Annotated in this window: 16 protein-coding genes and 2 pseudogenes; 7 read left to right on the plus strand and 11 right to left on the minus strand. The window is 42.0% G+C overall.

All coding sequences use genetic code 11. The annotated features are described in order from the left end of the window. Positions 1-47: 47 nt before the first annotated feature. On the minus strand, positions 48-2,279 hold the full coding sequence (gene relA / locus V2H77_RS20250; protein WP_341500252.1) for a GTP diphosphokinase: 2,232 nt from the start codon (positions 2,277-2,279) through the stop codon (positions 48-50). 41 nt (positions 2,280-2,320) lie between these two features. Beyond that, positions 2,321-3,637, minus strand: coding sequence for a 23S rRNA (uracil(1939)-C(5))-methyltransferase RlmD (gene rlmD / locus V2H77_RS20255; RefSeq protein WP_341500253.1), 1,317 nt, complete (start codon positions 3,635-3,637; stop codon positions 2,321-2,323). A 53-nt stretch (positions 3,638-3,690) separates the two neighbouring features. On the opposite strand from rlmD, the gene V2H77_RS20260 reads away from it, so the two are divergent. Further along, on the plus strand, positions 3,691-6,042 hold the full coding sequence (locus tag V2H77_RS20260) for an ATP-binding protein (RefSeq protein WP_341500254.1): 2,352 nt from the start codon (positions 3,691-3,693) through the stop codon (positions 6,040-6,042). On the opposite strand, the gene dgt is transcribed toward V2H77_RS20260, so the two are convergent. Further along, positions 6,026-7,552 (minus strand): dGTPase, encoded by a 1,527-nt coding sequence (gene dgt, locus V2H77_RS20265; RefSeq protein ID WP_341500255.1) that lies wholly within the window; start codon positions 7,550-7,552, stop codon positions 6,026-6,028. The genes V2H77_RS20260 and dgt overlap by 17 nt on opposite strands. A gap of 126 nt (positions 7,553-7,678) precedes the next feature. On the opposite strand from dgt, the gene mtnN reads away from it, so the two are divergent. Together mtnN and btuF are read left to right on the plus strand one after the other, a co-directional pair. Continuing rightward, positions 7,679-8,380, plus strand: coding sequence for a 5'-methylthioadenosine/S-adenosylhomocysteine nucleosidase (gene mtnN, locus V2H77_RS20270; RefSeq protein ID WP_341500256.1), 702 nt, complete (start codon positions 7,679-7,681; stop codon positions 8,378-8,380). A gap of 190 nt (positions 8,381-8,570) precedes the next feature. Continuing rightward, positions 8,571-9,398 carry a vitamin B12 ABC transporter substrate-binding protein BtuF gene (gene btuF, locus V2H77_RS20275; protein WP_341500257.1) on the plus strand — a complete coding sequence of 276 codons (828 nt, stop codon included), beginning with the start codon at positions 8,571-8,573 and terminating at the stop codon, positions 9,396-9,398. A gap of 88 nt (positions 9,399-9,486) precedes the next feature. On the opposite strand, the gene erpA is transcribed toward btuF, so the two are convergent. Further along, positions 9,487-9,831: an iron-sulfur cluster insertion protein ErpA gene (gene erpA, locus V2H77_RS20280; RefSeq protein ID WP_088371481.1), complete on the minus strand. Its 345-nt coding sequence runs from the start codon at positions 9,829-9,831 to the stop codon at positions 9,487-9,489. A 332-nt stretch (positions 9,832-10,163) separates the two neighbouring features. Here erpA and V2H77_RS20285 point away from each other — a divergent pair, with 332 nt between their 5' ends. Both V2H77_RS20285 and hemL read left to right on the plus strand, forming a co-directional pair. After that, a complete protein-coding gene (locus tag V2H77_RS20285; protein WP_341500258.1) occupies positions 10,164-10,949 on the plus strand; it encodes a DUF1460 domain-containing protein in 786 nt (261 codons plus the stop codon). A 50-nt stretch (positions 10,950-10,999) separates the two neighbouring features. Then, positions 11,000-12,283 carry a glutamate-1-semialdehyde 2,1-aminomutase gene (hemL, locus tag V2H77_RS20290; RefSeq protein ID WP_341500259.1) on the plus strand — a complete coding sequence of 428 codons (1,284 nt, stop codon included), beginning with the start codon at positions 11,000-11,002 and terminating at the stop codon, positions 12,281-12,283. A gap of 44 nt (positions 12,284-12,327) precedes the next feature. On the opposite strand, the gene V2H77_RS20295 is transcribed toward hemL, so the two are convergent. Beyond that, entirely contained in the window at positions 12,328-12,588 is a 261-nt protein-coding gene (locus V2H77_RS20295; RefSeq protein ID WP_341500260.1) for an antitoxin, read from the minus strand. Between the two features lie 15 nt (positions 12,589-12,603). Between V2H77_RS20295 and V2H77_RS20300 the strand changes: the two are divergent. Together V2H77_RS20300 and V2H77_RS20305 are read left to right on the plus strand one after the other, a co-directional pair. Next, positions 12,604-12,795, plus strand: a pseudogene (locus tag V2H77_RS20300) (type II toxin-antitoxin system RelE/ParE family toxin); the annotation flags it as partial. Then, the gene (locus tag V2H77_RS20305) at positions 12,785-13,069 is read left to right on the plus strand and encodes a helix-turn-helix domain-containing protein (RefSeq protein ID WP_341500261.1); all 285 of its coding nucleotides are present in this window, start codon (positions 12,785-12,787) and stop codon (positions 13,067-13,069) included. The pseudogene V2H77_RS20300 and the gene V2H77_RS20305, both read left to right, overlap by 11 nt. Before the next feature lie 466 nt (positions 13,070-13,535). Here the strand turns inward: V2H77_RS20305 and V2H77_RS20310 are convergent, their stop codons facing one another. The 6 genes and pseudogenes from V2H77_RS20310 to V2H77_RS20335 all read right to left on the minus strand — a co-directional run bounded on the left by V2H77_RS20310 (position 13,536) and on the right by V2H77_RS20335 (position 16,246). After that, positions 13,536-13,796 carry a bacteriocin immunity protein gene (locus V2H77_RS20310; RefSeq protein ID WP_341500262.1) on the minus strand — a complete coding sequence of 87 codons (261 nt, stop codon included), beginning with the start codon at positions 13,794-13,796 and terminating at the stop codon, positions 13,536-13,538. Positions 13,797-13,838: 42 nt separating this feature from the next. After that, positions 13,839-13,922 (minus strand): annotated as a pseudogene (locus V2H77_RS20315) (DUF6392 family protein); the annotation flags it as partial. A 108-nt stretch (positions 13,923-14,030) separates the two neighbouring features. Beyond that, positions 14,031-14,498 (minus strand): DUF6392 family protein, encoded by a 468-nt coding sequence (locus V2H77_RS20320; RefSeq protein ID WP_341500263.1) that lies wholly within the window; start codon positions 14,496-14,498, stop codon positions 14,031-14,033. Between the two features lie 146 nt (positions 14,499-14,644). Beyond that, complete coding sequence (locus tag V2H77_RS20325; RefSeq protein ID WP_341500264.1) at positions 14,645-15,106, minus strand: S-type pyocin domain-containing protein; 462 nt, start codon at positions 15,104-15,106, stop codon at positions 14,645-14,647. A 36-nt stretch (positions 15,107-15,142) separates the two neighbouring features. Continuing rightward, the gene (locus tag V2H77_RS20330) at positions 15,143-15,601 is read right to left on the minus strand and encodes a DUF6392 family protein (protein ID WP_341500265.1); all 459 of its coding nucleotides are present in this window, start codon (positions 15,599-15,601) and stop codon (positions 15,143-15,145) included. Between the two features lie 171 nt (positions 15,602-15,772). Then, positions 15,773-16,246, minus strand: coding sequence for a DUF6392 family protein (locus tag V2H77_RS20335; RefSeq protein ID WP_341500266.1), 474 nt, complete (start codon positions 16,244-16,246; stop codon positions 15,773-15,775). Positions 16,247-16,266 lie beyond the last annotated feature (20 nt).

Genomic DNA, 16,266 nt, shown 5'->3' on the forward strand with positions numbered 1-16,266 from the left:
AGGGTATATAGCAAATGATTTCATTTTTTATCCAAATTTTCCTGCGGTCAGTTGCCATGAAGACGTTTGGCTTCAATAACATCCGGCAACTGATTGGTTTTCGCCAAAATCCGCCCCAATACTTGCAGGTTATAAATCTCAATATTCATATCAATGGTAGCAATCTGCTGTTTTACATCACTGCGGCTACTCACCCCAAGCACGTTCACCTTCTCATTCGCCAGAATCGTGGTGATATCACGCAATAATCCACTGCGATCATTCGCAACAACACGCACAATCAGTGAGTAACCGCTGGAATAGCTCTCTCCCCAAACCGCATCCACCACCCTTTCAGGCGCACTTGCCTGCAACTCCGCCAACTGCTCACAATCAACCCAGTGGATAGAGATCCCCCGGCCACGCGTGATAAAGCCGACAATCTCATCGCCAGGAATTGGCTGGCAGCAACGAGCAATGTGATGCATTAAATTACCCACACCTTCTACCACAATCCGCCCATCATCTTTAGTAGAACTACGCTGCGGATGTGATTTACTCTCTAAATTGCGAAGCGCTTCCCGATCTGCATCCTCTGCGGTGGTTTTCTTAAGTTTGCTTTGTAAGAAATTGACCAACTGGTTAATACGGATATCACCAACTCCAATTCCCGCCAGTACTTCATCAAGTGTATGAACGTTATAACGCGCAATGAGTAACTTTTCCGCCTCTTTTAGGCTGATATCCAAGTGTTCCAGTTCGTTATCCAGCATCTGACGACCAGCGATAATGTTTTTATCCCGATCCTGTTTGCGGAACCAGTTATGGATTTTCGCCCGACCGCGGCTTGTAGTGACATAACCCAAGTTTGGATTTAACCAATCACGACTTGGATTCGGGTGTTTCTGTGTGATGATTTCAATCTGATCGCCCATTTGCAATTGGTAGCTGAATGGCACAATGCGGCCACTGATTTTCGCCCCAATACAACGATGCCCCACATCACTGTGAATATGGTAGGCAAAATCCAGCGGCGTAGAACCAGTAGGTAGATCAATAACATCGCCTTTCGGTGTAAATACATATACCCGATCATCAAACACTTGGCTGCGAACTTCATCCAGCATCTCACCAGAATCAGCCATCTCTTCCTGCCATGCGATCAGTTTACGCAGCCATGCAATGCGTCCTTCATATCCAGCACGACTGCCCGCCACTGCCCCCTCTTTATATTTCCAGTGGGCGGCGATGCCCAATTCGGCATCTTCATGCATCTGACGGGTACGGATCTGAATTTCCAATGTCTTACCACTTGGCCCAAGCACGACGGTATGAATGGATTGATAGCCATTCGGCTTCGGGTTAGCCACATAATCATCAAATTCATCCGGCAAATGACGATAGTGAGTATGTACTATCCCCAGTGCCGCGTAACAATCCTGCAAACGTTCAACCACAATCCGAACAGCCCGAACATCAAACAACTCATCAAATGCCAGTGATTTTTTCTGCATTTTGCGCCAGATGCTGTAGATATGTTTAGGACGCCCGTATATTTCAGTAGCGACGCCCTCTTTAAGCATGTGCTTACGTAATGTACTGACAAAGTGATCAATATACTGCTCACGATCAATTCGGCGCTCATGCAGTAATTTAGCAATTTTTTTATATTCATCAGGATGGAGATAACGGAAGCAATAATCCTCAAGTTCCCATTTCAGTTGACCAATGCCTAGTCGGTTCGCGAGCGGCGCATAAATATTGGAACACTCTTTCGCAGCCAGTACGCGCTCATCTTCAGTCGCCTCTTTAACCTCCCGCAAATGGGCAATCCGCTCTGCCAATTTGATAATGACACAACGAAAATCTTCCACCATTGCCAGTAGCATCCGGCGAACATTATCAACCTGTACAGAGCAGATTGAATCGTGATGAGTGGCTTTTAACTGGCGAATAGCATCCATTTCCATAACGCCTTTCACCAGATTGGTAATTACACTACCAAATGCCTCGGTGACGGTTTGATCGTCAAGTAATTTAGCATTCACCAATGGGAACAGTAGCGCAGCACGCATACTGTCATTATCCATACTCAGGGTAGAGAGGATCTCAACCATCTCTACGCCACGCCATAACAGAAGTTCTGCATCAGGATGATTTTGCGCTTTTTCATGACAATAACGCCAGGTTTCGGCTAATTTCTCACCCAATTGAAGATTCGCTACATTTAAACTAGCGATCCACCTGTTTACTGCAAACTCTCCCGCAGGGGTTAAATGAGCACTTCTTACCGCAACCATAATCTCTCCCGACTACTTCATAGCTTCTACCCAACCACAATCTAACGACTAAATAGCGCCATTGACTCCAGATGACCTGTATGCGGAAACATATCCAGCATCCGCACACTGATAATTCGATAGCCAGCCTCAAGCAGAATCTTACTGTCTCTCGCCAATGTTGTTGGATTACAAGAGACGTAGACCACTTTTTCCGGGGCTAACTCAACAATGTGTGACATGACGCCTGCCGCGCCAGCACGCGCCGGATCTAATAAAACCTTGTTAAACCCCAGTTTCGCCCAGGGTTGATGATGTATGTCAGCTTCCAGGTTCTCATGGCAGAAAGATATGTTATCCAAATTATTTAATCTGGCATTATATTGCCCATTAGCCACCAGCGTGGCAACCCCTTCGACTCCGACCACAGATTGCACTACGCGACCAATAGGTAAGGTAAAATTCCCCATTCCACAGAACAGATCGAGCACCCTGTCATTCGGTTGTAAATCAAGCCACTCTATCGCCTGAGCAACCATTTGTTGATTCACCTGATCGTTAACCTGAATAAAATCTCTTGGACTGAAAACCAGTTTCAGGTCACCTACTTGATACCAGGGTTCTGGCGGTTCATTCAGCGATTCAAGTGAAGTTTCATCCGCCGCCAGATAGACAGCAACGTTATGTTGCACAGAAAACGTGCATAGTTGCTCTTTATCTTCCTGTTTCAAGGGATCAAGATGGCGCAATATTACCAATGGACCATTATCTGCTAGCACCAACTCCACATGCCCTAACCGTTTAACCGCTTTCAAGTTATTCAGACACTGAGATAATGGCTGCAATAACTGTTCCAATTCAGGCCGCAAAACAGGGCATTCTTTTATAGCAACTAATTCATTGGATTGATTTTGACGAAATCCCATCACCAGTTGGCGCTGTTTGATTTGATAATGTAAACCAAGCCTTGCCCGGCGCCGATAACCATATTCGGGACCGAGAATCACCGGCTTGGCAGAAACCGTTACACCGGTTTCCCGTCTAATCAGATGTTCGAGGACGCTGGCTTTACTTTCACGTTGTAAATCCGGTGTAACATGTTGTTGCTGACAACCGCCACATACGCCAAAATGCGGGCAACGGGGATTTACACGATATGGACTGTCAGATAGACGCTTAACCAACTTTGCTTTGGCAAACTGGCGCTTCTCTTCCGTTAGTTGTACCTGTGCTTGCTCACCGGGCAATAATCCGGCGACAAAAATAGTTTTACCCTGATGGCGAGCTACGCCCTGCCCCTGGGCATCCAGATTATCAGCAGTGACTGTGATGATATGTCGATTTACTGTTCGGCGATTGGGGGAATAAAATTGCACCATGATTCTTACGGACTATGAATTATTAAGTTCTTATTTTCCCATAATGGACGATTATGACCAAATATAGCTTACGCATCCGCATGATGAGCCTGATTCTAGTGCCAATTTTACTGGTTGGCATGTTTTTCAGTATCTCATTCCTCTGTTATCACCATCGTGAACTGAAAAACCAAATTGTTCGATCTGGGATCAGTATTATCGAACCCCTTTCTATTGCCAGCGAAATTGGCATAAACCTGCATAACCGTGAACGTGTCAATTCATTGATAACCCGGCTTCATCGCAGAAATTCTGAGATAGTTCGGGCAATTGCCATTTTTAATGACGATAATGAACTATTTGATATATCAAACTATAAATACAATTCAGCTCAACTACAGATCTCGCCAGATATGCCTCTGCCAACCACCTTGACAAAAACGGAGGTTAAAAACAGTATTATCTTACGCATACCCATTATCTCAGAACACCACTTGTCTCAAAATCAGCAACATTCTGACACCCCATCTTTACGTCCGATTGGTTATATCGCCATTGATCTTGATTTACGGTCAGCTCATTTACAGCAATATAAAGAGATCATTATTTTTATATTACTCTTACTCATTTGCCTTGGTTGGGCATCGCTGTTCGCCTACCATTTGGTTCGTAAGATCACAAAGCCTATCAGCGATATGGTCAGTACTGTCGATAAAATTCGCCAAGGACAATTAAACAGCCGTGTCAACGGGAAATATTTTGGTGAATTAAATACGCTGAAAAATGGCATTAATGCAATGGCCAAATCGCTTTCCAGCTATAAAGAAGAGATGAAAAACGATATTGATCAAGCAACGTCGGATCTGCGGGAAACAATGGAGCAATTCGAAATTCAGAACGTTGAACTGGCGATAGCGAAAAAACGCGCTCAAGAAGCGGCCAGAATAAAAACGGAATTTCTGGCAAATATGTCTCATGAATTACGCACACCACTTAATGGCGTCATTGGCTTTACCCGCCAAACACTGAAAACACCTTTAACAATACAGCAAACTGAATACCTGTATATTATCGAGCGTTCCGCAAATCATTTACTGAATATTATCAATGATATATTGGATTTTTCACGGCTTGAAGCGGATAAATTGGTATTGGAAAACGTTCCATTCCTTTTACAGGATACAATTGATGAGGTCATGGTGTTACTGACACTGAGCGCCAAAAGTAAGAATATTCAGCTAACTCACCATGTTGATCCCCAAATACCGAATCTGGTCGTAGGCGATCCTACGCGCCTCCAGCAAATATTCACCAATATCATCGGTAACGCAATTAAATTCACTGAACAGGGTTCTGTGGAGATAAAGATCAATTTGCTACAACAGAAGCACCACAAAATCAATTTAGAGATTACGGTCAGCGATACAGGTATTGGTATCAGCCCTGAACAGCAACCTCATCTATTTCAGGCTTTTCATCAAGCAAATGCCAGCATTTCCCGCCGTTATGGCGGCACCGGCCTCGGTCTAGTCATTACACGGAAACTGATCCAAGAAATGGGCGGAAATATCAGTTTTACCAGCGAGCCGAAAAAAGGTTCTGTTTTCCGTTTTGATTTATGGCTAGGAAAAGACGATTTCATTCTAACCGACTCAGTTGTACCACAAAAAACGCTTACTCATCCCCCACGTTTACCGATGACCGTCATGGCCGTTGATGATAATCCAGCCAATCTCAAACTCATAGGTTCATTACTGGAAGAAATCGTGGAAAAAACCGTGCTATGTAGCAGTGGAGAAGCAGCGTTACAGTCAGCAACCTCTCACCATTTTGATGTCATTCTGATGGATATTCATATGCCAGGTATGGATGGCATCTGTACTTCCGACCGCATCCACCAGCTACGGCAACACCGCAGCACACCGATCATTGCGGTTACAGCTTATACCTGCCGACCAAAGAGCGATACAGATCAATCTCCATTTGAAGATTTCCTGACTAAACCTCTTGACGAAGATAGCCTGAGATCGGTATTAAATCGCTATGTCAAAACACCAGAATCACAACATATTAACTGGTCATTAGCATTACAACAGGCCATCGAAAAAGAACAGTTAGCTATAGATATGCTGCAAATGTTGGTAGATTTATTGCCAATGATTAAAACAATCACAGAAAAAGTTTTGTCAGGGGAAACGGTGGAGGATTATCAACAGCAGATCCATAAACTGCACGGTAGCTGCTGTTATAGTGGTGTGCCGCAACTTAAAGCCCTCTGCCAATTAATTGAACAACAATTACAACAAGGCGTTCAATTAACCGATATAGAACCTGAATTGTTGGAACTGACGGATGAAATTGATCATGTACTCACCGCTGCCCAAAAGATATTGAGTAACGGCGAGAATATCAATTGCATACAATAAACTTCCGATACTCTTCATAAGCATAATTATCTGTCATGCCACTGATGTAATCTTGGATAAGACGAGCACGGTAATAGAATTCCATCAGGTCTTTTTCAGATTCGTCAGTGGCGACAATTTTTTCCACTGCTTCGCCATAAGCCAGACGATGCTTGGTAGAAAGTTTGTGTAACAGTCGAGTTTCCATAAAATAATCCTTGTGGAAATTGTTCTGGTTTAATTCCACAAAATCCTGACGGGACATCTTCAATAACGGATAATAAAAATCCAATAGCCCATTAATAACTCGGTATCCCTGTAACTCCAATTCTTCAATTTCTGGATGATTAAATACTCTCTTACAAGCAATATTCTTCAACGTTTTAAGCAATCGATGTCCTTCACTTTTATCTTCAAGCAGCGCTTGATTAAATGAACCGGCAAATACAGCCGGCAGATGATCAATAAAACGACGAGCAGTGTAAGGCACAAGTTTACCGGTGATATAAACCCGCAGATACATAAAAAATTGATCCTGCTGGCTTCGACGTAATTCGTTACCATGAGTTCCCTTGTACGCCTTTCTAACCGTGACATCGAATAGATCCCCGACCCGATGACCGCCGTTCTCTTGCCACTCCTGTTCCAAATATCCCATCAGTGTATCGACGCTGAAAATCGCTTTTTCAACCGCATCATCCAAATCAGCAATACAATAAGAGATATCATCTGCGGCTTCCATAATATAAGTCAGCGGGAAGCGACAGAATTCACCCATTTTAAGTTCACGACGTAATTCACGCACAAAATGTTCTTCCGACCAATAAAAACCCGGTTTTTTCATCAAGTAATTAAATTGATTTGGTATTTCTTCAAGACGAAAAGCAGGACAAGTATATTTTAGAATACAGCCAACTTGGGCATAAGTCAGATTGAGTTTTAATAAGCTATGCACCATACGGATAGCCTGAGCATTCCCTTCAAACTGACATAAATCTTTACGCAACTGGCGACGAAAGAGATCTTTTTTCACATCGCCACATAAACGCAATGCGGGTATTTCGCATCGATCTTCCCGTTTAATATTTTCCAGGGAAAAATTAAGATCGAGCTTTCTGGCAAACCAATCTTTAATTGCCGCTTCACCAAAATGACCAAATGGCGGATTACCAATATCATGCATTAAACACGCCATTTCAATCAAACTTTCAAATGACAATAGCCGTTTATCCAACCCGTAATCGACCAGCAAATTACGTGTTTTCAATTCATTAATAATCGTTTTCGAAATATAGCGCCCAACCTGTTGCACTTCCAATGAATGCGTCAGACGACTGCGGACAGCGGCATTATTTTCCAATGGAAAAACCTGAGTTTTCTGCTGTAAACGGCGAATAGCCGCCGAATTCATAATCCGCCCACGATCACTTTCAAACTGGCGAATAATCTGCTCTTCATCATTAGGATCAATATGATACTGACGGTATTTACGCTGATAGTTAAGCTTCTGACTAAAGTCTATCCCGGACATTTATCCCCCGACTTGTGAGATAGCGCTGTTTTACATCACAGATTATCTGATTGTTTCGTATTAGATGTTAAAATCAAATATGGGATGATTCTATATGATTAATTAATCAACAGCGAGTATGACATCATGAAAGTAGGCGTGATAGGTGCTATGGAGCAAGAAGTGACTTTATTGCGCGATCAAATTGAAGATCGCCAAACACTGTCACGAGGTGGTTGCGAAATCTATACCGGTAAACTCAACGGCGTGGAGATTGCACTATTAAAATCCGGTATTGGTAAAGTTTCTGCCGCAATTGGTACAACTTTGCTGCTTGAACATTGTCAGCCTGATGTGATTATTAACACCGGATCAGCGGGCGGCCTTGATCCGAAGCTACAAATCGGTGATATCGTGGTATCCAGCGAAGTTCGCTATCATGATGCTGATGTTACCGCTTTTGGTTATGAACCCGGTCAGATGGCGCAATGCCCTCCGGCGTTTGTGGCGGATGACCAACTAATTGATCTGGCGGAAAATTGTATTCATTCTCTGAATCTGAACGCAGTGCGTGGGCTGATTTGCAGCGGTGATGCATTTATTAACGGCGCGGAACCTCTGGCGCGTATCCGGGCGACTTTCCCACAAGTGACGGCGGTGGAAATGGAAGCCGCAGCAATAGGGCATGTCTGCCACCAATACAACACTCCGTTTGTCGTTGTACGTGCTATCTCTGATGTGGCAGATAAAGAATCTCATATCAGCTTTGATGAATTTCTTGCCGTGGCTGCCCGCCAATCGACCTTAATGGTCAACGCAATGCTGACAACTCTGAGTAAAAATAAATAATATATACCCTATGGATTTCAAGATGCATCGCGACGGCAAGGGAGCGAATCCCCGGGAGCATAGAGAACTATGTGACCGGGGTGAGCGAGTGCAGCCAACAAAGAGGCAACTTGAAAGATAACGGGTATATTACTGACACGCCCTAATTAATATTTTCGGGCGTGCTTGCAATTTTAAAGAGCACACCTTAATGAAATGGATAAAAAGCGCGAGTTCAATTGGGTTATCGCTTTTACTGTTTCTCAGTAGTTTCAGTCATTTTCTGTATGCCGCTCCCTTACGGGTAATCAGTTTATCGCCGTCAACCACTGAATTAGCCTACGCCGCCGGACTAGGCGACAATCTGATCGCAGCCAGCGCCTACTCTGATTATCCCCCTCAAGCCCGTAAACTTGAGCAAGTAGCCAACTGGCAAGGCATCAATCTGGAACGCATTATTACCCTTAAACCTGATCTGATTCTGGCATGGCGCGGCGGTAATCCCCAACGTCCACTGGAACAACTTGCTGCTTTTGGTATTAAAATCTTTTATTCCGATCCCACCACCACCGAACAAATAGCGCAGGATTTAGAACGGCTCGCTGAATATAGCCCTCACCCAGAACAAGCAAAAAAATCCGCGACTGAACTTCGGCAACGATTTGCTGCGCTGAAACAAAAATATGCCGCTCCAACCCCAAAACTGGTGTTTTTACAATTCGGCACTTATCCTCTGTTTACCGCCTCGGGACATACACTGCAAAGTGAAGTGCTTTCAATCTGTGGCGGCAGCAATATTTTTGCCAACAGCCCCGTCCCTTGGCCTCAAGTCAGTCGTGAACAAGTACTCATCAGGAAACCTGAGATAATTGTTATCAGCGGTGGACAGGAACAGGTTAAATTAATTGAAAACTTCTGGCATCCACAATTGCGCGCCAAAATCATCACATTACATGAAGATTGGTTTCACCGCGCGGGACCGCGCATCATTCTGGCAGCCGAACAGCTATGCCAGCAATTGAACGATAACGGTTCCTGATAAATCAGAATCACTTAAAAGATGACAGGAATATCCCGCAAACAGGTCATATGATATTCACGTACCCATCGCGGGAAATCGCCTGAAATCAGATACTGAAAGAAGAACCACAACCACAGGTTGTCTTAGCGTTAGGATTCGTGACGATAAAACGTGAACCCTCAAGACCTTCGGTATAATCAACACAACCGCCAACCAAATATTGCAGGCTCATCGGATCAACAACCAACTCCACACCTTGTTTCTCAATGGTCATATCACCATCATTTATTTGATCATCGAAGGTAAAACCATACTGAAAACCACTGCACCCGCCACCGGTGATATAAACCCGCAAACGCAAGTTTGGATTTTCTTCATCCGAAACCAAGATTTTCACTTTGTTAGCAGCAGCATCAGTAAACTGCAAAGGTAATGCGATATCATCGCTCATCATTTTTTACTCCAGACTGGAACCCGGCAAAAACATTCAGAGATTTGCCGATCATTAATAGCTCGAATTATCCAATACCTGATTAGTTGGTTCAAGTTTTGTCATTTTGATAACACACGAACCGCAAAAAAATTATCACACATTTGTTTACCATCGATGCCGCCTTAGCGACAAATGACGACCTTTTACGATAGCCTCAAAGGAGGGTAAACCGTCACGTATAGTTAAACCCCCCGTCAATCAATTAACGGTTAAGGAGGAAAAAATATTGATTTATCATCATGATTAGTTACTTTATTGAATATTTTACAAAGTAACCACATGGAGTTCCTATGCGAAAAATGTTGCCGCTGATGCTTATTGTCACCTTAGCAGGCTGTGCCGCTCATAGCAGACAAGCCGATATTGACAGCTATACCTCGAAAAAAATTAATGAAATTATCGAAAACCAAGTAAAACCGGGAAACAAAGATAATCCAGGTGAAATAATAAAAAACGTCTCTTATCAATTCTTTGGCACCCCTTATGTCGCAAACAAACTTATTGGTTCCCCGACTGAACCTGAAAAATTAGTTATAGACTTCAATGGGCTAGACTGCTTTACTTTCCTTGATTATGTAGAATCGCTAAGGAAATCTAACGATCAAAATGATTTTGTAAAAAATCTCATCCAGACAAGGTATATTGATGGCAAGATTAATTTCTTACAAAGAAAACACTTCTTTACGGACTGGTCAACCAGAGAAAAATTAAATGCCAAAGATGTAACAGATGAAATAAGTTCTTCTTACATAAAAATCACCAAAAACCTGAATAGAAAGGCTGATGGCGGCGAATATATTCCCGGACTTGGCATTATCAAAAGAGATATTAAATATATTCCTGGCGATAAAATCGATGATGCCGTTATTAAAAACCTAAAGACCGGCGATTATATAGGAATATATACTCATCTTGCCGGACTGGATGTCACACATACAGGGATTTTTATTATGACAGATCATGGCCCAATGCTGAGGAATGCATCCTCACTTGCTGCAAATAAAAAAGTTGTCGATTCGCCATTTCTTGATTATGTCAAGAATAAACCCGGAATTATCGTTCTAAGAGCATTATAATCCGTGGGGCAAACGACAAACTCACTTAAAAATAGATTCAGGAGCCTTTCATGAGCCAGTCCGATATTCTTTATTCTCAGGCAAAGCAACTTATTCCCGGCGGCGTCAATTCTCCGGTACGTGCATTTAATGGCGTTGGCGGCACGCCGCTGTTTATCAAGCATGCTGATGGCGCTTATCTCTATGATGTTGATGGTAAAGCCTATATTGATTATGTCGGTTCCTGGGGGCCAATGGTACTGGGACATAACCACAGCGCTATCCGTAATGCCGTTATCGAAGCCGCAGAGCAAGGATTAAGTTTTGGCGCTCCCACCGCCGCGGAAGTGGAAATGGCGCAATTGGTGACTGAACTGGTGCCATCAATGGATATGGTACGTATGGTCAACTCAGGCACAGAAGCGACTATGAGTGCTATCCGGCTGGCCCGCGGCTATACCCATCGTGATAAGATCATCAAATTCGAAGGTTGCTATCACGGCCACGCTGATTGTTTGCTGGTGAAAGCCGGTTCTGGCGCGTTGACAATCGGCCAACCAAATTCACCGGGGGTTCCGGTTGATTTCGTCAAACATACGCTAACCTGTACCTATAACGATTTGAGTTCAGTTCGAGAAGCGTTTGAACAATATCCGCAAGAGATCGCCTGTATTATTGTTGAACCGGTTGCGGGTAATATGAACTGCATACCGCCACAACCAGAATTCCTACCCGGTCTGCGCGCGCTGTGTGATGAATTCGGCGCTTTGTTGATCATTGATGAAGTGATGACCGGTTTCCGCGTCGCTTTATCCGGCGCACAATCTTATTACGATGTCGAACCCGATATAACTTGCCTTGGCAAAATCATTGGCGGCGGTATGCCCGTTGGCGCTTTCGGCGGACGTTATGAAGTAATGGAGAAACTAGCTCCCATTGGCCCTGTTTATCAAGCCGGAACCTTATCCGGCAATCCGATTGCAATGGCTGCCGGCCTTGCTTGCCTGAAAGAAGTTTCTCAGCCCGGTGTACATCAACGTTTAATCGAGCTAACAGATAATCTGGCTGCTGGCCTGACGAAAGCCGCAAAAGCGGCCGGTATTCCTCTGGTGGTTAACCATGTCGGCGGTATGTTTGGCATTTTCTTTACCAATGCGGAGAAAGTATCCTGTTATCAGGATGTGATGAATTGCGATATTGAACGTTTTAAACATTTCTTTCACTTGATGCTTGATGAAGGGATTTATTTAGCGCCTTCTGCATTTGAAGCGGGTTTTATGTCTATTGCTCACACTGATGAAGATATTCAGCGTACTGTTGATGCAGCCGCTCGTTGCTTTGCCAAGCTGAAATAATTTCTTTATTTTTAAATAACAGCAGCGCCGTATTTTTACGGCGCTCAATCTTTCCACCCTGCGAATGGGTCACAAGATTGTTCTTGCTGATACCGCTCTTCTTTACTCAGAAAATCGTCGGGAATAGTTGTTCCCTTCAATGCCGCAAAAAATCCGGCCCAGTCGTGCGGCTTACAGGATAATATTACATCTCCTGTCTCAGGATCTTTTCGGATAAAAACTTCATCAGAGTCAAACCTATAAGCTGCTGGCAGACGTACCGCTTGACTGTTCCCATCCATAAACAATTTAGCTTTATGCCTCATACAACCTCCTGAGCAACAGAGCCGCTAAGAGACGGGCTATTTCAACTGAGAGTAGGCAACAAAGACATCACCAGAACAATTTTTGCTTATGCTAAGGGAAGAAGAATTTATATACTTCGCACATTTATAAAGAAAACCCCAAAGACTCCACCAACAGAAATCAAACTGGCATTACAAAGATTAGAGGAAATAACAGATGAAAGTTAAGGGTATTCCATTTGCAGAAGTGAAGGCGCAAGCCCTCTCATCCCCCAAAGCTCAGGCCGCTTATGAAGCAGCTAAACAGGAAGAAGAACTTTACGAGCTAATCCAAAGTATGAAACAGAAAGCAGGTATTAATAGTTCGCAGTTAGCTGAACGACTAGGAATTACCCCACCGGCAGTAGCTAAAGTTGAAAAAAACCCAATGAAAGCAAGTATTGCAACACTTGAGCGCTATGCAGCAGCCTGTGGAGTAAACCTCAAAATTACTATCGCATAATATGTTAATCCCAATACCCGATATCTTAATCAAACTTCATGATAAAGATATCGGGTAATCTGACCAAAGTTATAAACTTTATCCAAGAATTTTCGACACCACAAGCTCAAGTATAGCTGATAACAGTACCTATTCTGGCTTATTAATACTGCTTTCTATGAGAGAAACTATCGATATCTTAACTTCTATATATTCTGCTAATTAGGAGAATGTAATGAGCGCATCCCAATCACTTAGCCCTTGCCGCCGCGATGCATCTTGAAATCCATAGGGTATATAAATAAGGTTTCATAATTTCGCTACACGTGGTTTTATTCAACCCATTGTTATACATATGGTTTTTAGTAGATAAGGTGTAGCACCATTTTGGAAAGTTATTTATACCTCACACACCAGCTCCATATTCTGAATTGGGAACATCAGAATATAATCTAGGAAATCCTTTCCCTCTTTCACCTAATTTCTATTATTTTTTAAAGACAGGCTTGCCATTTTTAGCTCGCCATTCTTTAATATTTTTTGCTATTGCTTCAGGGGTACATTCACTATCAGAATTAGCATAATAAATAATATCTATTCCTGATGGATACTCAGTCACTTTCTCAAAATGAGATAATAATACATTTAGCTTTTCATCTGTTTTTGCAAGATTTTCTTTGAAAATTTCTTTCATAAATTCAATAAATTCAGCTTCCGTATAATCTTCCAATTTATTTTTTAAATTCATCCTACTTTTTCCTTTTATTGACGTGAATTTTTATATGCCTATTTTATAAGTAATTAATCCTTCATCATAAATATCTTGGTAGGTTCTACCTAAGCTATTAACTAGCGCTTCAACATTAACCGCCATTATTTGTATAACCCCTGTTATTGGTGAAACCAATTCATCTGCGATTTGGATTTCCAAGCTGCTCGCAAACGAATTGGCTCTTAAAAAATCTCCCATGTTTATTATTGACTACCAACGTACTTCTGATGTGGGTAAGAATGCTACTACTTTAACACATTCTAGTAAATCGTAATTAATTTGCATACTAGTTGTAAGACGAAAATCTAGTAGTGTATATAACTCTGTCCAGCCAGTATCTCTCTTTAATATTTTCTGTGGAGGAAGTGATTTTTCAGGATTTCCAAAATGCTCATGAACCCATTGCCGAGACATCATCGGAACTAATGGTGAAGGTAGCTCATTTGGAAACCGGTATTGTGGTTTCTTCTCGTCAATTAAAGTAAGCTCTATAGCAAATAAAACTTTATTAACCCTTCTAAAGGATAAGTAAACACCTTCTTTAGCCATATTTAAAGATATATCAGGATCTCCAGCAAACCCTGTAGGTTTGGTTTTATAAGGAATTAACCCTTCATTAAAAATTTCCTGATAAGTTCTTCCCAGATTGTTTATTAGTACCTCTACATTGACTGTCATTTATACAACCCTTGTTCCTCGTTTATTTTATGCATCCTCTGGCGAGCATTTTCAAGCTGTAAATAACTTTCCAAAATGGTGCTATACCTTATATACCAACAACCCTATGTATAACAATGAGTTGAATAAAACCATGTGTAGCGGAATTATGAAACCTTATTTACTTCTGTTGCACCATATCTTTTCAAGCTCGGTTTTATAGCATCAAAGTTCCTATCTAATGCCGCACGTAAATCTTGCGAATCTCTTTCAATCTGTTCTGACGAATTTCGCCCTCCATAAGTTTGACTGAGTTTTTGATGTACTTCTTCCGGAATAATAATTGCAGATACATTTTTAGAATCAGAATTTAATTCGGAAGGTAATAATTTAGGATATAACGCTTTTAACCTTGCCTTAACCGCAGCAGACGAAGGCATATGATCCGCATGTGTTCCATTTCTTAGCCTGCCCGCAAAGTTTCTATACAAATCCACTTCAAACAATTTCACCGGCGGTTTACTCAAATACACATACACCGGCGGCATATTCGGAATAGGGAGTACCAGAATATAATCTCGGAAATCCTTCTCTTCCGGCATAGGTAACGATTCAATATCGCTGCCCACTTTATCCAAGACAAACAATTAGAAATTACACTTAACTCAAATTTTCTTAAAAGTTATATTACTCACCCTCTGATCTGTAGAATACGCAAAAATTATTTGTGTATTTTGGTACTGATCGCTCATTCGGTCAATATAAGTATCCCATCCTCCAACCATTCCAATAACTGGCAATTTAACAGCCCCCTTTGTCTTTGATGGCTCTCCTAACACAGATTTAACTTTTGTCTTATCCATTTCAGACAAAAATGGGGGTGGCATTTCACCTCTATAAATCCTCATCCTTGGCCCAGATGCAATTAGAGTAATACCGACTGAGATTAACGACCTTGATTTATCTTCAAAAACTAACGTTAATCCATCTTCTGGTATACAGAGAAATTCATCATCTCCTTCAAAGAAATATTCAAATTTATTAGCCGAAATAATCTGTTTTTCAATTAGTTGCTCTGCTGTCTGCGCCAAGTTATCAATTAACTCTTTAATGTTGATTTCCATTATTTTATAACCAAAATCTGGTATGCAATAGAATAAAACTTCGATGTTAAACATGGGTAGTGGTTTGTGAGCCTCTACCCTATCAAAGCAGGAAACTGGAAAAATGACTCCAAATCGTATTTCTAAAAGAGAATTAATTCTTCCTCTGCTCATTCCGTTTTTAAGATATCTCTACCACGTAACATTTTCAGCACGAAGGAAAGTTATTGTCTCAACCTGCTCAAACAAATCATAGGATAATTGTATATAAATACTTTCCTCAGATTCAGGTACATTGTAAAGGTAGAGGTCTTTCCAGCCATATTGACGGTTAAACACCTTGCATGGTGGAAAGGACTTAATTGCTGGCCCCAAATGCTCCTTAATCCATTCACGTGTCATTGAATTAATCAGAGGAGGTGGCAATTGATTTGGGTAAACATAACGGGGCCGTTCTTCATCGATCAATGTCAGAGTGACATGTGTCAATTTCTTACTAACCCGATCGAAAGCTAGAAATACCCCCTCTTTCTGCATATCTAACGACACATAATCATCACCAGAGTCTCCTCTAGGCTTACTCTTATAAGGGATTAATCCTTCATCAAAAATTTCCTGATAGGTTATTCCTAAACTATTAATTAATGCATTAATATCGATCGTCATTATTTTCATAACCCCTGTTC

Origin of the sequence: Photorhabdus sp. P32, assembly GCF_038085095.1 — a bacterium.
Classification (GTDB): Bacteria; Pseudomonadota; Gammaproteobacteria; order Enterobacterales; family Enterobacteriaceae; genus Photorhabdus; species Photorhabdus luminescens.

Bases quoted from the DNA above. Each gene is read 5' to 3' on its own strand.
- relA (WP_341500252.1), bottom strand. From the start codon at position 2,279: ATGGTTGCGGTAAGAAGTGCTCATTTAACCCCTGCGGGAGAGTTTGCA.
- rlmD (WP_341500253.1), bottom strand. From the start codon at position 3,637: ATGGTGCAATTTTATTCCCCCAATCGCCGAACAGTAAATCGACATATC.
- V2H77_RS20260 (WP_341500254.1), top strand. From the start codon at position 3,691: ATGACCAAATATAGCTTACGCATCCGCATGATGAGCCTGATTCTAGTG.
- dgt (WP_341500255.1), bottom strand. From the start codon at position 7,552: ATGTCCGGGATAGACTTTAGTCAGAAGCTTAACTATCAGCGTAAATAC.
- mtnN (WP_341500256.1), top strand. From the start codon at position 7,679: ATGAAAGTAGGCGTGATAGGTGCTATGGAGCAAGAAGTGACTTTATTG.
- btuF (WP_341500257.1), top strand. From the start codon at position 8,571: ATGAAATGGATAAAAAGCGCGAGTTCAATTGGGTTATCGCTTTTACTG.
- erpA (WP_088371481.1), bottom strand. From the start codon at position 9,831: ATGAGCGATGATATCGCATTACCTTTGCAGTTTACTGATGCTGCTGCT.
- V2H77_RS20285 (WP_341500258.1), top strand. From the start codon at position 10,164: ATGCGAAAAATGTTGCCGCTGATGCTTATTGTCACCTTAGCAGGCTGT.
- hemL (WP_341500259.1), top strand. From the start codon at position 11,000: ATGAGCCAGTCCGATATTCTTTATTCTCAGGCAAAGCAACTTATTCCC.
- V2H77_RS20295 (WP_341500260.1), bottom strand. From the start codon at position 12,588: ATGAGGCATAAAGCTAAATTGTTTATGGATGGGAACAGTCAAGCGGTA.
- V2H77_RS20305 (WP_341500261.1), top strand. From the start codon at position 12,785: ATGAAAGTTAAGGGTATTCCATTTGCAGAAGTGAAGGCGCAAGCCCTC.
- V2H77_RS20310 (WP_341500262.1), bottom strand. From the start codon at position 13,796: ATGAATTTAAAAAATAAATTGGAAGATTATACGGAAGCTGAATTTATT.
- V2H77_RS20320 (WP_341500263.1), bottom strand. From the start codon at position 14,498: ATGACAGTCAATGTAGAGGTACTAATAAACAATCTGGGAAGAACTTAT.
- V2H77_RS20330 (WP_341500265.1), bottom strand. From the start codon at position 15,601: ATGGAAATCAACATTAAAGAGTTAATTGATAACTTGGCGCAGACAGCA.
- V2H77_RS20335 (WP_341500266.1), bottom strand. From the start codon at position 16,246: ATGACGATCGATATTAATGCATTAATTAATAGTTTAGGAATAACCTAT.